The organism is Cupriavidus sp. CP313 (assembly GCF_054072015.1).
The window spans coordinates 17,363-32,269 of record NZ_JBSVZB010000016.1 but is presented as its reverse complement, the minus strand read 5'-3'; the positions used below and the strand labels follow the sequence as shown (position 1 = coordinate 32,269).

12 protein-coding genes are annotated in these 14,907 nt (G+C 65.2%); 6 read left to right on the top strand and 6 right to left on the bottom strand.

The window, feature by feature from the left end; translation table 11 throughout:
* Positions 1 to 2: 2 nt before the first annotated feature.
* Complete coding sequence (locus ACW4E8_RS21200) at positions 3 to 776, bottom strand: ABC transporter substrate-binding protein (RefSeq protein WP_456806338.1); 774 nt, start codon at positions 774 to 776, stop codon at positions 3 to 5.
* Between the two features lie 177 nt (positions 777 to 953).
* Here ACW4E8_RS21200 and ACW4E8_RS21195 point away from each other — a divergent pair, with 177 nt between their 5' ends.
* Positions 954 to 1,754 (top strand): IclR family transcriptional regulator, encoded by an 801-nt coding sequence (locus ACW4E8_RS21195; RefSeq protein WP_456806337.1) that lies wholly within the window; start codon positions 954 to 956, stop codon positions 1,752 to 1,754.
* Between the two features lie 482 nt (positions 1,755 to 2,236).
* Here ACW4E8_RS21195 and araD read toward each other — a convergent pair whose 3' ends face one another.
* Positions 2,237 to 3,967, bottom strand: coding sequence for an L-arabinonate dehydratase (gene araD / locus ACW4E8_RS21190; RefSeq protein ID WP_456806336.1), 1,731 nt, complete (start codon positions 3,965 to 3,967; stop codon positions 2,237 to 2,239).
* Between the two features lie 46 nt (positions 3,968 to 4,013).
* Positions 4,014 to 5,570 (bottom strand): MFS transporter, encoded by a 1,557-nt coding sequence (locus tag ACW4E8_RS21185; protein ID WP_456806335.1) that lies wholly within the window; start codon positions 5,568 to 5,570, stop codon positions 4,014 to 4,016.
* A gap of 106 nt (positions 5,571 to 5,676) precedes the next feature.
* On the opposite strand from ACW4E8_RS21185, the gene ACW4E8_RS21180 reads away from it, so the two are divergent.
* A complete protein-coding gene (locus tag ACW4E8_RS21180; RefSeq protein WP_456806334.1) occupies positions 5,677 to 6,765 on the top strand; it encodes a mannonate dehydratase in 1,089 nt (362 codons plus the stop codon).
* A gap of 3 nt (positions 6,766 to 6,768) precedes the next feature.
* On the opposite strand, the gene ACW4E8_RS21175 is transcribed toward ACW4E8_RS21180, so the two are convergent.
* Entirely contained in the window at positions 6,769 to 7,809 is a 1,041-nt protein-coding gene (locus tag ACW4E8_RS21175) for a LacI family DNA-binding transcriptional regulator (protein WP_456806333.1), read from the bottom strand.
* 208 nt (positions 7,810 to 8,017) lie between these two features.
* Here ACW4E8_RS21175 and ACW4E8_RS21170 point away from each other — a divergent pair, with 208 nt between their 5' ends.
* The 4 genes from ACW4E8_RS21170 to ACW4E8_RS21155 all read left to right on the top strand — a co-directional run bounded on the left by ACW4E8_RS21170 (position 8,018) and on the right by ACW4E8_RS21155 (position 13,077).
* Positions 8,018 to 9,235 carry a UxaA family hydrolase gene (locus ACW4E8_RS21170; protein ID WP_456806332.1) on the top strand — a complete coding sequence of 406 codons (1,218 nt, stop codon included), beginning with the start codon at positions 8,018 to 8,020 and terminating at the stop codon, positions 9,233 to 9,235.
* Positions 9,232 to 10,794 (top strand): UxaA family hydrolase, encoded by a 1,563-nt coding sequence (locus tag ACW4E8_RS21165; protein WP_456806331.1) that lies wholly within the window; start codon positions 9,232 to 9,234, stop codon positions 10,792 to 10,794. The genes ACW4E8_RS21170 and ACW4E8_RS21165 overlap by 4 nt, the downstream gene beginning before the upstream one ends.
* A 76-nt stretch (positions 10,795 to 10,870) precedes the next feature.
* Positions 10,871 to 11,857: a Bug family tripartite tricarboxylate transporter substrate binding protein gene (locus ACW4E8_RS21160; protein ID WP_456806330.1), complete on the top strand. Its 987-nt coding sequence runs from the start codon at positions 10,871 to 10,873 to the stop codon at positions 11,855 to 11,857.
* 86 nt (positions 11,858 to 11,943) lie between these two features.
* The gene (locus ACW4E8_RS21155; protein WP_456806329.1) at positions 11,944 to 13,077 is read left to right on the top strand and encodes an L-talarate/galactarate dehydratase; all 1,134 of its coding nucleotides are present in this window, start codon (positions 11,944 to 11,946) and stop codon (positions 13,075 to 13,077) included.
* A 53-nt stretch (positions 13,078 to 13,130) separates the two neighbouring features.
* On the opposite strand, the gene ACW4E8_RS21150 is transcribed toward ACW4E8_RS21155, so the two are convergent.
* A complete protein-coding gene (locus tag ACW4E8_RS21150) occupies positions 13,131 to 13,424 on the bottom strand; it encodes a Dabb family protein (protein WP_456806328.1) in 294 nt (97 codons plus the stop codon).
* Positions 13,418 to 14,902: an aldehyde dehydrogenase (NADP(+)) gene (locus ACW4E8_RS21145; RefSeq protein WP_456806467.1), complete on the bottom strand. Its 1,485-nt coding sequence runs from the start codon at positions 14,900 to 14,902 to the stop codon at positions 13,418 to 13,420. Before ACW4E8_RS21145 ends, ACW4E8_RS21150 begins: the two co-directional genes overlap by 7 nt.
* Positions 14,903 to 14,907 lie beyond the last annotated feature (5 nt).

The window sequence follows — 14,907 nt, the reverse complement described above, 5'->3', positions numbered from 1 at the left end:
TGTTACAGCCCCCATTTCTGGATGATCTTCGCCAGCGTGCCGTCGGCCTTGATCTGCGCGATGGCCTTGTTGACCTTTGCCAGCGTTTCGGTGTCACCCTTGCGGACCACCAGGCAGACGTCGCCCACATTGACCGGTTTGTAGCTCGTGACGAGCTTGACGCCCGGAAACGCGTGCTGGCGCAACTGGTAGGCGATCAGCGGCTGGTCGCCCAGGCCTGCCTTGATGCGGCCAAGCGAAAGGTCGCGCGTCATGTCCGCGATCGAGTCGTAGCTGCGCACTTCCTTGAAGATGCCCTTCTTGTTGAGCATATCGAGGAACACCGTGCCGACCTGCGCGCCGACGGTCTCGCCCTTGAGCTCGTCCAGCGTGGTGTAGGCCTTGTTGTCCTCGCTCTTGACGATAAGCCCCTCGCCGTAGGAGTAGACCGGATCGCTGAAATCCACCACTTGCTGCCGCGCGGGCGTCTTGAGCATCGCCGCCGAGATGATGTCGATCTTGCTGGAGGTCAGCGAAGGAATCAGTGCCGCGAACGCGGTTTGCTGCACATTGACGTTGAAGCCGCCAGCCTTGCCCACGGCGGTCACCGTGTCGACCATCATGCCCTGGATGCTGTTGGTCTTCACATCGAGGAACGTAAACGGCACGCCTGTGGCTGTCGCGCCCACGTTGTAGGTTGGTGCGCCTCCCTGGGCCCAGGCGAACGAAGCGGTCGAAAGGGTGCCGGCCACGCACAGAACCAGTGCAGCGCGGCGGGAAATGGTGGCGATAGACATGGGAACACTCCTAGCTTGGGGGTCAGGGGGCGCGCCAAGGTGCGCGTTTCGCGGTTTACGCAACCTGCATGCCAATATTCGATCCGCATCGATCAATTCGTAATAGATAAAAACCACTAGTTGCTTCAGGCGAATCGATATACGATTCTTATGACATCAATCCTGAGGTCCCCAGTGATGCCAGACTCTCACCCCCCGGTCGAAGAAGCGGCCAGCCTGCTGTTCAACCAGTCGCTGGAAAAAGGGCTGGCCGTGCTGGCCGCCTTCAGCGCCGTGCGGCGCACCATGACCATCGGCGAGGTTGCCGAGGCGGCTGGCATCAACAAGAGTTCCGCGCAGCGCATGGTCTTCACGCTGGAGCACCTGGGCTACCTGCGCAAACATCCCAAGACAAGGCGCTATCAGTTGACGCCGCGGGTGATGCGGATCGGATTCAATTACCTGGCCGCCGATCCGCTGATCGACGTGGCCAATCCATTCCTGTCGGAACTGACCAAGCTGACGACGGAAACCACCTGCCTGACGGAGCCGGACCAGGCGGACATGGTCTATGTCGCGCGCTTTGTCAGCGCCCAGTTCGTGCCGGTACACATGCCGATCGGCAGCCGCATTCCCATGTACTGCACCGGCTCCGGCCGCGCCTACCTGAGCGCTTTGCCGGAAGGCGAGGCGCTGACGCTGATCGAGCGCTCGGAACGCGTCGCGCACACGCCGCATACACGCACGGATGTCGCGGAAATCGTGGCGACGCTGCGTGAAGCGCGACAGCGCGGCTATGCGATCAATTGCGAGGAACTGTTTCACGGCGACATGACGCTTGCCGCGCCGGTGATCGCCGGCAACGGACGGCCGCTTGGCGCCATCCATGTGGTCGCGCCCACCAGCCGGTGGTCGTTGGAAGAGGCGCAGGCCCGGCTGGCGCCGCCGTTGCTGCAGAGCGCGCGTGCCATCAGCAGTTCGGTGCGTGCGCTGGGTTAAGCCGGGTGCCGTAGAGCGAAGCAATTCTGGGTCTTCCGCACTTAGTGTGACGAGGGCGCACAGGCGTGGAGGTGGGGTCTCCCAAGATTTTGCACGCTCTCTTCTACGACGATCGATCCCACCGAGAACTTGGCTCATGCTAACGATCAACGTGGGGCCAGATCGGCCCGAGATCAAGCCCTCGACGGGGCCGTCACACAAAGTGCGGAAGACCCACCTTTCCTTTGTCCTACGGGAGAGGATAGGCGAGGTCACAGCCTAACGGTCAAGTCAGGCAGGCCAAGATCGCAAGGCTGAATAAACGTGAGCGCGCCTGCCCGTGCTGCCTTTCCCACAGCCGCCAGCGTCGATGACCTGCGGACCACTTACGGCTTATGAGCTCGACTGCGGTGTTCGGGCTAGCGCGCCAAGCACTTTGATCCGCAATGCTTTCCGTTCTCAGCCGTAGTTGCCCCGTCGACGTTCTGCGAAGATATCTCTGCTTAGAAAATGTCCGGTTCACCTGCGCTCTCGCCGAACTGCGTCTGCAGAAAGTCCATGTCGCAACCGTCGTTGGCCTGCAGGATGTGTTCGGTGAACATCCAGCCGTAGCCACGGCCGAAGCGGGGCTTGGGTCGCTGCCATGCAGCACGGCGGCGAGCCAGTTCCTCGTCCGCTACCTTCACTTCGATGCGCCGGTTCGGCACGTCGACAGCGACGATGTCGCCGGTCCGCACCAGGGCAAGATTGCCGCCGACATAGGCTTCCGGGGCAACATGCAGCACGCACGCGCCGTAGCTCGTGCCGCTCATGCGGGCATCGGATATGCGCAGCATGTCGCGCACGCCCAGCTTCAGGAGTTTTTGCGGGATCGGGATCATGCCCCATTCCGGCATGCCTGGTCCGCCCTTCGGGCCCGTATTGCGCAGCACGATCACGTGGTCCTCGGTAATGTCGGCATTCTCATCCTCCAGCATTGCCTTCAGGCTCGGGTAGTCGTCGAAGACGATAGCCGGGCCGCTATGCACCAGGAACCTTGCGCTCATCGCACTTGGCTTGATCACACAGCCATCCGGCGCGAGGTTGCCATGCAGCACAGCCAACGATCCTTCCGCATAGACCGGTTTGTCGAGCGGGCGGACGACGTCGTCGTTGAACACGCGTGCGCCCTCGATGTTCTCGCCCAGCGTCTTGCCGGTGACGGTCGGTACATCCAGTCGCAGGTGCGGGCTCAGCGTCCTCATCAATGCCGGCAAGCCACCTGCGTAATAGAAGTCCTCCATCAGGTACTGACTGGTGCCGTTGGGACGGACGTTGACGACGACAGGCACTTCGCGGCTGATACGGTCGAAGTCTTTCAACCCGATGTCCTGGTCCGCACGCCGCGCCTGAGCAATCACGTGGATGATCGCGTTGGTGGAGCATCCCATGGCCATGGCCACGGTGATGGCGTTCAGGAACGCATCGCGGGTCTGGATCTGCGCCGGACGCAGGTCCTCTTCCACCAGCTCGACGATGCGCCGGCCGACATTGGCGGCCATGCGCTGGTGGCTGGCGTCGACGGCGGGGATCGAAGACGCGCCTGGCAGCGTCATGCCCAGCGCCTCCGCGATGGCGGTCATCGTGCTGGCCGTGCCCATGGTCATGCAAGTACCGTGGCTGCGGGCGATGCCGCCGACGATGGCTTCCCACTCGTCATTGTCGATGATGCCTGCGCGCTTGTCGTCCCAGTACTTGAACGCATCCGAACCCGATCCGAGGGTCTTGCCGCCCCAGTTGCCCCGCAGCATCGGGCCGGCCGGCAGGAAGATGCACGGCAGGTTGGCGCTGGTGGCACCCAGCAGCATGGCGGGGGTGGTCTTGTCGCAGCCGCCCATCAGGACCACGCCGTCGGCGGGGTAGGCCCGGATCATCTCTTCCACTTCCATCGCAAGCATATTGCGATAGAGCAGGGCGGAGGGCTTGATCAGGTTTTCGCCAAGCGACACGGTCTGGATTTCCAGCGGAAATCCGCCCGCCTGCAGCACGCCGCGCTTGACTTCCTCCACGCGGTGCTTGAAATGCATGTGGCACGGGTTGTAATCGGACCAGTTGTTGAGGATGGCAATCAGTGGCTTGCCTTCCCAGTCCTTGCGGTCGTAGCCCATCTGCATCATGCGCGAGCGATGGTTGAACGTGCGGAAGTCTTCCCGGCCCAGCCAGCGCTGGCTGCGCATCTTCTTCAATTCAGGCATGTCTGTATCTCGCTGAAGGTGTCTGGCGTGCGGCCCGGCGCCGCGATCAGGCGGACCTGCCAGCGTCGGCGCCGCACGCTGCGGCGCGGTAAGCCGTGCCTGGCTGGCGCGTCGTGGCGGCAGCGGGTGGCGCAGGGAGTACCATGCGTTCAATCCGGCCGACCACCAGCCAGTAGCAGAGGATGGCGACCAGGCCGTGCGCGCCCACGTAGACCAGCGCGCCGTTGAACGAGTGCGTATTGGCGACGATATAGCCGATCACAATCGGTGTGACGATGCCGGCCACATTGCCCACCGCGTTGAATACGCCGCCGGTGCTGCCGACAATGCGTGCCGGCGCGGTGTCGGCCACCACCGTCCAGCCCAGTGAGCCGAAGCCTTTGCCGAAGAACGCCACGCTCATCAGCGCAATCACCAGCCAGTCCGTGTTCACGTAGTTGCACGCGATCATGCTGGCACTGAGCAGCAGGCCGAGCGTGATCGGCAGCTTACGCACCAGCGTCAGCGAGCCCGTACGTCGCAACAGCGCATCCGAGACAAAGCCCGTCGAGACCCCGCCAAGGAAGCCGCAGATCGCCGGCACGGCGGCCACGAAGTCCGCTTGCAGAATCGAGAATCCACGGCCGTTGACGAGGTAGCTGGGGAACCACGAGACAAAGAACCACGTAATCGAGGTGATGCAGTACTGGGCAATGAAGATGCCCACCAGCATGCGGCTGCGGAACAACTGGCCGATATCGGCCAGCGTGGGCCTGGCGGCGTCGGCGGCGCGCTTGCCGCCAAGGTGGACCAGGGCGCCGCCGGCCTCGATGTAGCGAATCTCCGCGGGGCTCGCGCGAGGATGCTCCGCCGGCGAAAAGTACTGGCGCATCCAGACCAGCGCCAGCAGGATGCCAAGCCCGCCCATCACCGTGAAGATGTGATTCCAGCCGAACTGATGGTCCAGCCACCCCATCAGGGGCGTGAAGACCACCAGCGACAGGTACTGCGCGCTGTTGAAAATTGCGCCAGCCACGCCGCGCTCCGACGCCGGGAACCACGCTGCGATGACGCGCCCGGATGCCGGGCCGACCGGCGACTCCATCGCCCCAAGCAGAAAGCGCAGTACCAGCAGCGCGGCGAAGGCGAAGGTGAACCAGTGCACCGCGCCCATCAGCAGGGTGGTGCAGGACCACAGCACCAGGCCGGCGGTGATGGCGGCCCTGGCGCCGATCTTGTCCACCAGCCAGCCGGCCGGCACCTGGCTCAGCACGTAGGCCCAGGCGAACGAGGAAAACAGCCAGCCCATCTGCACGGCATCCAGCCCGAGGTCTTTCGACATGTGCGGGCCGGCAACGGAAAGGGTGGCGCGATCGCCCGTGCTCAGGGCCAGGACGATGGTGATGAGGGCAAGGGTGAGATAGCGGTAGTAGCCGCCTTGGGCGCGGCCGGGTGATGCGTACCGGACATACGACGTCTCCGTGTGGTCTTGTTCGGCCCGTTCGGGCGCAAGTTGGGCGAAATCGTAGTGAACACGTGCCCATCTTGGAAAGGCGCGGCTTATCAAAGGGCCCGCAGTGTCCCAGCACGTGGGATTGCGGAGGGAGTCAGGCGTTGCCGTCACTTGCCGGCAACCTGCGGAATGAGAACAATGAACACGTGTTCATTTTTCCCAGCGGCGATGGCATTCCGCCTCGCCACGGCCCGATTCGACGTTACGGAGACGCCACATGTACATCAGCGAACAACTGCTAAACCCCGATGAGCGCCGCTTGCGCCTCTCCACGCAACTGGGCGTGGAGAGCGTGGTGCTCGACAACCGCGGCACCGAGCTGGTGTCGGCGGCCGGCGGCGTCAGCGCCTGGGACACCAGCAAGCTGACCAGCTATCGCAAGTGGGTGGAAAGCTTCGGCCTGAAGCTCGAGGTGTTCGCGCTGGATGTGGGATCGATCCTGCTGGACTCGCTGATCGACCTGGACAGTGCGCGCAAGCAGCGCGATGTGCTGGCCCAGAACATCCAGAAGGCGGCCGATGCCGGCATCACCTGTCTCAAGTACAACGTGCAGATGGTGGGCATCACGCGCACGGGTTTGAGGCCCGGCCGCGGCGGCGCGCAGAACTCGGGCTTCGTCTATGCCGAGTACTCGCCGGAGGAAGACCGCAAGCACTCATACTGGGGCGTGGGCTATCCAACCAACCAGGAAGAGGGCGGTGCCGAGAGCGCGACGCTGTGCGGCCAGAAGATGGCGCGCGACGTGCCGCCGGTCACGGAGAAGGCGGGCTGGGATGCGATCGAGTTCCTTGTGGAAGGGCTGGTGACGGCGGCGGACCGTGCCGGAGTGCGGCTGGCCTGCCATCCGCATGATCCGGCGTACCCGGTCGGCGGCCTCAACGGCATCGAGCACGTGGTGGGATCCGCCGACGGGATCCGCAGATTCCTGGCACTGAGCCCGAGCAAGAACCACGGGCTGAACTTCTGCCAGGGAACGGTGGCCGAGATGTTCACCGAGCCGGGCAAGGCGATGATCCCGGTAATCGAAGAGTTCGCGTCGACCGGCCGGATCTTCATGGTCCACTTCCGCAATATCCGGGGGGGCTACCTGGACTTCCAGGAAGTGTTCCCGGATGAAGGCGACGTGGACATGTTCCAGGCGATCAAGGCTTACCAGCGTGGCGGCTACAAGGGTCCCTTGTGTCCCGATCACGTACCGGTGTCCGATCTCGACGAAAACCGCGAGCGCTTCATGTCGTTCGCGCTCGGCTATACGCGCGGGCTGCTGCAGGCCGCGGGCGTCTGGTCGACGCCGGCAAAGCACTGAGCGTCAACTGCTCTCGCGGCTGATCACGCTGAAGCCGAGGTCTGCCACGCGCGGGCTGTCGTCACCGGCCACGCCGGTCAGGCGTTCCAGCAGCATGCGTGCGGCCTGCCGGCCCATCTCGCGCGCTTGCACGCGTACACTGGACAGCGTGGGCTGGCTGGCCGCGGCGATCGCCAGGTCAGAGAAGCCGACCACGGCCATGCGCTGTGGCACTGCCCAGCCCTCTTGCCGGCAGGCGAGCAACGCGCCGACACCGAGCGTGTCGTTGCTGCAGCAGACCGCCTGTAGTTGCGGGGCCCGCGTGACGAGTTGGCGCAGCAACCATGCACCGTCTTCGATGGTCGACGGCGGCGGCACGGCTTGCGCCTCAATCTCCGGCAAGCCAAGTTCTGCCGCCGCGGCACGGAAGCCGGCGAGCCGCTTGCCGGCGCGATGTTCCTGCGCGCCAAGAAAGCCAAGGCGTTGGTAACCCCGTTGCGCCAGGTAGTGCGCGACCGCGGCGCCTGCCGCCTCGTTGGAAAAGCCCGCGACCATGTCGATGGGATCATCGGCCAGGTCCCAGGTCTCGACCACCGGCTTGCCGAACGCGCGCAGCTTGCGCCGGACCGCATCACCGTGGTCGACGCCGGTCAGCACCAGCGCGTCCACCTGGCGGCCAATGAACGTGTCGATCAATGCTTCCTCGCCTGCTTCGCGATAGCGCGACTGCCCCAGCAAGAGCTGATAGCCGCTTTCCTCCAGCATTTCGCCCAGCCCATCCACGGTTTCCGCAAACCATGAATTCGCCAAGGTAGGGACGATTGCGCCGACGATGCGTGAGCGACGCGTGGCCAGGCTGCCCGCGTTCAGGTTGGGCACGTAGCCCAGTTGCGCGATGGCGGCCTGCACCGCGGCCAGCGTTTCCGGCGACACCAGTTCCGGATGGCTGATGGCGCGCGACACCGTGACGCGCGATACACCGGCCATGCGCGCTACGTCGATCATCTTCCCGCCGGGGCTGGCTGCGCTCGCATGGATTCTGGCGTTGCGGGAATCGCGTGACATGGTTGCTGTGACGAAGGAGATGTGATGTATTGAAGCGTGTATGGACCGCCGGGTGTGCATCTGTCCCATTGTTTGGGACGCGCATGCTGCGCCGGCGCTGGTCGGCTTGTATTGTCCGCGAGCATCTCGAAGAATGGAAGCGCGTCCAACAGACAGACGACCGTCAGCCTCATCAAGCACCCGGGCGTGACGGCATTCGCGAGACAACATGCAAGATACCCCCGGCACCCAAGCACCAAGCGCGTCGCATGCCACGTTCGAAGGCATCGTTCGCACCGATGGCCGCGTGGCCACGCGCAACTACCTTGGCGTCTTCGTGGTCGGCAACTGCGGCGCCACCGTCGCGCGCAAGGTTGCCGACTGGTTCACCGAAGCGCGCCTGGCCGATTATCCGAACATCGACGGCGTGGTGCCGTTCGTCCACGAGATCGGTTGCGGCATGGAGATGACCGGCGAGCCGATGGACCTGCTGCGCCGGACCATCGCCGGCACATTCCGCAATCCCAACATTGCCGGCGGCCTGGTCATTGCGCTTGGCTGTGAGCGCAACAACATCTACGGCTTCATGGAGCAAGAGCAGCTGGCGACCGGTGCGATGCTGAAAACGCTGGTCATGCAGGAACTCGGCGGCACGGCCAACACCATCGAGGCTGGCATTGCCGCGATCCGGGACATGCTGCCGCTGGCCAACGACTGCCGGCGCGAGACCGTATCGGCTGCGCACCTTGTCGTCGGCCTGCAAACGGCTGGCCGTGAGGGTTCGGTCGCCGCGACGGCGGATCTCGCCCTTGGCGCCGCTGTCGACCTGCTGATCGCCGCGGGCGGCACGGCGGTGCTGTCAGGCTCCGCCGACGTCGCGCAAGGCGGAGATGCCCTGGCCGCACGCGCCGCCACGCCCGCCGTCCGCGAGGCGCTGGCTGCGCGCGTGGACTGGTGGCGCAGCTATCACGCCGGGCGCGACACGCGCCTGCAGGACGGCTCGCTCCGTGCCGCACAGGCGGCAGCAGCCGGGTTGCAGCGCGGCGGCCATGCGCCGCTTGCCGCCGTCATCGGTTACGCGCACCCGGTATCCACCCATGGACTGGTCTTCATGGATGCGCCGGCCTATGAGGGGGTCTCCGCCACCGGCCAGATCGCGGCCGGCGCCAACCTGGTGTGTGTGACCACTGCCACCGGCAGCGCCTTCGGCGCGATGCCGGCACCGACGCTGAAGCTGGCCGAGACCAGCAGCCTGTTCGCCAGACTCGAGGACGACCTTGATATCGATTGCGGCCCCGCCGGCACGGGCGAGGTCTCGATCGAAATCATGGGCCGGCAGATTTTCGGGCAGATGCTGGCGCACGCGTCAGGCAAGCAGACCAAGAGCGAGGAACTGGGCGTTGGCGAGAACGAGTTCGTGCCCTGGCCGATCGGGGTGCTTGCATGACGACGTCCACGAACGAATCCACAATCACCATGAGCGCCACCCGCAACCCCTTCATCCGACTGGATCCCGCCGACAATGTTGTCGTCGCACGCACCGAAGTGCCAGCCGGCACTGCCGTACCCTCCGAGCACCTGACCACGCTGCATGACGTGCCGTCCGGCCACAAGATCGCGGCACGCTTTATCGCCAAGGGCGAACCCGTGTTCAAGTACAACACCGTGATCGGCTTTGCCACCGAGGACCTGCCGCCGGGTACCTGGATGCACAGCCACAACATCGCGTTCGGCGATCTGGTCAAGGACTACCGGCAAGGACTGGACTACAAGCCCACCGAGTTCGTTCCCGAGGCGCAGCGCGCCAGGTTCCAGGGCATTTTCCGCACCGACGGCCGCGTGGCCACGCGCAACTATATCGGCATCTTCGTGGTGGGGCACGGCGGCTCGACAGTGGCCCGCAAGGTCGCCAACGCCTTCGATGAGGCCGCGCTACGGGACTATCCGCACGTGGACGGCGTGGTGCCCTACATCCATGAGCAGGGCGCCGGCATGGAACGCAGCGGCGAGCCGATGGACTTGCTGCGCCGCACGCTGGGGGGCTATATCCGGCATCCGAATACCGCCGGGGCGCTGGTGATCGCGCTCGGCAACGAGCACAACGACCTGGCTGATTTCCTGGCGCATCAGGGGCTGCAGGCCGGGCCGATGCTGAAGACGCTGAACATCGAACAGGCCGGCGGCACGCGCCGTTCAATAGAGGCAGGCATCGCGCTGGTGCGCGAGATGCTGCCGCAGGCCGACACCGCACGCCGCGAGCCGGTGTCTGCTGAATACATCACCGTGGGTTTGCAATGCGGTGGCTCCGATGGCTTCTCCGGCCTCTCTGCCAATCCCGCACTGGGCGCCGCGATGGAGCTGCTGATCCAGAACGGCGGCACGGCGATCCTGTCGGAGACCTCGGAGATCTTCGGCGTCGAGCACACGCTGACCGCGCGTGCGGTCACGCCCGAAGTAGGCAAGAAGCTGGTGGCGCGCATCGACTGGTGGCTTGAGTACAACAAAGGCCGCGATACCCAGATCAACGGGCGCGTCAGCCCCGGCAACAATGCCGGCGGCCTGGCCAACGTGCTCGAGAAGAGCCTGGGCGGCGCCAAGAAGGGCGGCAATGCGCCGCTGATGGAAGTCTACAAGTACGCCGAGCCTGTCACCCAGCACGGGCTGGTGTTCATGGACACGCCGGGCTACGACCCGGTCTCCGCCACCGGCCAGATCGCTGGCGGTGCCAACCTGGTCTGCTTCACCACGGGCCGCGGCTCATGCTTTGGCTCGGTGCCGGCGCCGACCATGAAGCTGGCCAGCAACACGCCGATGTACACGCGCATGGTCAACGACATGGACATCAACTGCGGCGTGGTCATCGACGGCGAAGCGACCATCGCCGAGATGGGCGAACGCATCTTCGCGCAGATCTTGCGGCACGCCTCGGGCGAGCCGACCAAGAGCGAAGCGCTTGGCGTCGGGCTGAATGAATTCGTGCCCTGGCCGATCGGGGTCGTCGACTAGCGCGATTCCCCGATACCGGTCCGGGCCGCAAGAGCCATCAAGAATCACGGTACCCAAACATAATCTGGAGACAACCATGAAGCAGCGTAGAACCTTTCTCGCCGCCTGCGCGTTGGCCGCGCTCGGCACTTTACCGGTGAGTTTTGCCGCGCTGGCGCAGGGCGAAGACTGGCCCACCCGTCCGGTCAGGGTCATCGTGCCGTTCCCGGCCGGCGGCACCAGCGACCTGATGGGACGCATGATCGCAGACCAGTTGAGCAAGGCGCTCAAGCAGCCGTTCATCGTCGAGAACAAGGGCGGCGCCGGCGGCACCATCGGTTCCGAGCAGGCGGCCAAGGCGCCCGCTGATGGCTATACGCTGCTGCTGTCCGGCATCGGCAGCAACGCCATCGCGCATGGCATGACGCCCAAGCCCAACTATGACTCCGCGAGGGATTTCATCCATATCTCGCAACTGGAGTCGGGCCCCAACGTGCTGGTGGTCAACCCGGCGTTCCCGGCCAAGACGTTCAAGGAGTTCATCGCCTACGTCAAGGCCAATCCGGGCAAGGTCAACTACGGCGTGACCAACGCCTCGTCCGGGCACCTGGCAATGGAACTGCTGAAGCAGACCGCCAAGCTGGACATGGTCGGCATCCCGTATCGGGGCGGCGGCCCGGCGCTTACCGATGTGCTGGCAGGGCAAATCCCCACCATGTTCGTCAACCAGGACGCCGTGCTGCCCTACGTGAAGTCCGGCAAGCTGCGCGCCCTGGCGGTCACCAGCGAGCAGCGCAACGTGCTGTTCCCGGACGTGCCGACCGTGGCTGAATCCGGCTTCCCCGGCTTCTCGGCGGTCTCGTGGGTCGGCCTGTCGGCACCCAAGGGCACGCCCAAGCCGATCGTCGACAAGCTGGAGGCGGCCATGGTCACGGCGTTCAAGCAGCCGGCGGTCAAGGAAAAGCTGGAGTCCAATGGCTTTGTCGTGGTCGCGTCCAACTCGCAGGACTATACGAAGTTTGTCCAGGCGGAGACTGCACGCTGGTCTAAGGTGATCAAGGAAGCCGGCATCAAGCCGGAGTGATCGCCGTCATGTCTGCCTTGACGCTGTAGTTGTGTACCGGCCCACACTGGGCCGGCTCGTCTTCCCCCTCCCATCCCGCCCATACCATGTCATCCCAAGACCGCATCGAATCCATAGATCTTTCGCTTGTCATCCTGCCGCTGGCCGTGCCCATCAGCGATGCCAAGGTGCTGACCGGCCGGCAGCGCCCGCTGACGGAGATTGCGTTTATCTTTGCCGAGATCCATACCCGAGACGGCCATTCCGGCATTGGCTTCGGCTATTCCAAACGCGCCGGCGGCCCGGGCATGTTCGCCCATGCGCAGGAAATCGCCCCGGAGCTGATCGGCGAAGATCCTAACGACATTGCGCGCCTGTTCAACAAGCTGCTCTGGGCCGGCGCGTCGATGGGACGCAGCGGCATGACCACGCAGGCGATCGCGCCGTTCGACGTGGCCTTGTGGGACCTGAAGGCCAAGCGTGCCGGCCTGCCGCTGGCCAAGCTGCTGGGCGCGCACCGCGACTCGGTCCAGTGCTACAACACTTCCGGCGGCTACCTGTCGATGCCGCTGGACCAGGTGCTCAAGAACATCGACAAGTCACGGGCCAACGGCATCGGCGGCATCAAGATCAAGGTAGGCCAGCCGGACACTGCTGAAGACCTGAAGCGGGTCAAGGCCGTGCGTGAGCACCTGGGCAACGCATTCCCGTTCATGGTCGACGCCAACCAGCAATGGGACCGTGCCACCGCGCAACGCATGGGCCGCACGCTCGATGCCTACAACCTCGTCTGGATCGAGGAGCCGCTCGACGCTTACGACACTGAGGGACACGCCGCGCTGGCGGCATCGCTCGACACCCCGATCGCGACCGGCGAGATGCTGACCAGTTTTGGAGAGCATGCCCAACTCATCACGGGCGGCGCCTGCGACTTTGTCCAGCCTGACGCGCCGCGCGTGGGAGGTATCACGCCGTTCCTGCAGATCATGAGCCTGGCCGATTACAAGGGCATCCGGCTGGCGCCGCACTTCGCCATGGAGATCCACCTGCACCTGGCTGCCGCGTATCCGCGGGAGCCGTGGCTGGAACACTTCGAATGGCTGGAGCCGATGTTCAACGAGCGCCTGGAATTGCGCGACGGGCGCATGATCGTGCCGGATCGTCCGGGGCTTGGCTTCAGCCTGAGTGAGCAGGCGGTGAAGTGGACAGCGCAGAAGGTGTCGTTCGGCAACCAGCCATAAAAAGAAAGGGCGCCTCGATCAGGCGCCCTTATTGCGAAGACCAGCCGTCCGACTCACACTGTGTAATCGACCGCCGCCCACTCAAAATATGGCTTCAGGTCCGTCACCAGCGCCTGGTGCAGCGGGTGGAACAGGTAGGCGTTCAGCGCTTCGGCATCGGCCACTTCGGACTCCAGCACATAATCCCAGCAGATCGGCCGGTCCATCTCGTTCTTGCGGAAGGTCCACGCGCTGATCGCCGGGATCTGCGCGCCGAGCGCCGCCATGCGCGCGGCCAGCGCGGTTTCCGTGTCAAGTTCTTGCTTCACTTCCGGCTTGCGGCGGAACAGCACGATATGCCTCAGCATGGCACCCCCTTGTGCGCAATCAGCCAGGCCGGCGCATCCTGCAGTGCCACGGGCCGCAGGAAGCGGTCGAGCGCGGCGTATCCGACCGACGTCGTCGCGGGCGCGGTGGAAGCGGGGTAGGGACCACCATGGTGCTGGGCAGCGGTGACTGCAACGCCGGTGGGCACGCCAGAGAACAGCACGCGGCCGGCAATCTGCGTGGCCGCACGGACCAGGTCACGCGTTTGTGCGTCCGGTGTGGCGCTGCCTGCGTCAATGCCCCATAACGTCACCGTGAGCGAGCCGCCGACGGCGCGCAGCACATCGACCGCCTGCGCGGGCGTATCCACGCGCACCACCAGTGCCGCGGATCCGAATACCTCTTCATGCAGCGCGGCGTTGGCGATGAAGTCGGCGCCGTCCACTTCAGCCAGGAAGGGACGAGGCGCGCTGCCGGCATCGGCCACCTCCGCCACCAGCGGGCGCACGCCGGCAACGCCTTGCCAGCGCGCCACGCCATGGTCGAATGCGCGGCGGATTCCCGCAGTCAGCATCGCATGTGGTGCCAGGCCGGCTAGCGCGCTGGCCAGCGCGCTGACAAACGCATCGCCCGCCGCATCCCTGGCCACCACGATCACGCCCGGGCTGGTGCAGAACTGACCGCTGCCCTGGCAGATGGAGGCAGCCAGCGTCTGCGCCAAAGCCACGCCGTTTTCGCGCAATGCGGACGGCAGCGCGACGATGGGGTTGACTGAGCCCAGTTCTCCATAGAACGGGATCGGGCGCGGGCGCTCCGCGGCCACTTTCGCCAGTGCGGTGCCGCCCTTAAACGAACCGGTGAAGGCCACCGCCGCGATCGGACCGGCCTGCACCAGACGCACGCCGGTCTCGATAGAAGCGCCTTCGACAAACGCGATCAGGCCCACGGGCAGGTTCTGGTCGGCTACCACTCCCTGTGCCAGCGCGACAGTCTGGCGAGACAGCTCTGGCTGAGCAGGGTGGCCCTTAACAACCACCGGGCATCCTGCAGCGAGCGCGGACGCGGTATCGCCGCCCAGCACCGAGAATGCGAACGGGAAATTGCTGGCGGCGAACATCGCCACCGGGCCCAGTGGCACGCGCATGCGGGTCAGGCGCGGACGCCCCGCCGGCGGCGCGCCCGCGACCGCGGCATCATCCAGCACGGCGAAGGCATCGCCGCGCTCGGCCACATCGGCAAAGCCGCGCAACTGGAACGCGGTGCGGTCCAACTCGCCGTTCAGGCGCGGCAGAGCCAGGCCGCTTTCACGGTCGGCCAGCGGCACCAGCGTATCGCGCGAGGCTTCCAGCGCATCGGCCAGGCCGCGCAGCAGTCTGGCGCGGGTGCCGCCGTCGCTGGCGGCCCAGGATTGGGCAGCCTCTGCGGCGGCGCTCACGGCCGCATCGATCTGTTCCGGCGTCGTTTCCGGCCAGGGCTCGCCCACGCGCTGGCCGGTGCGCGCGTCGATCGATTGCAACATGGTTG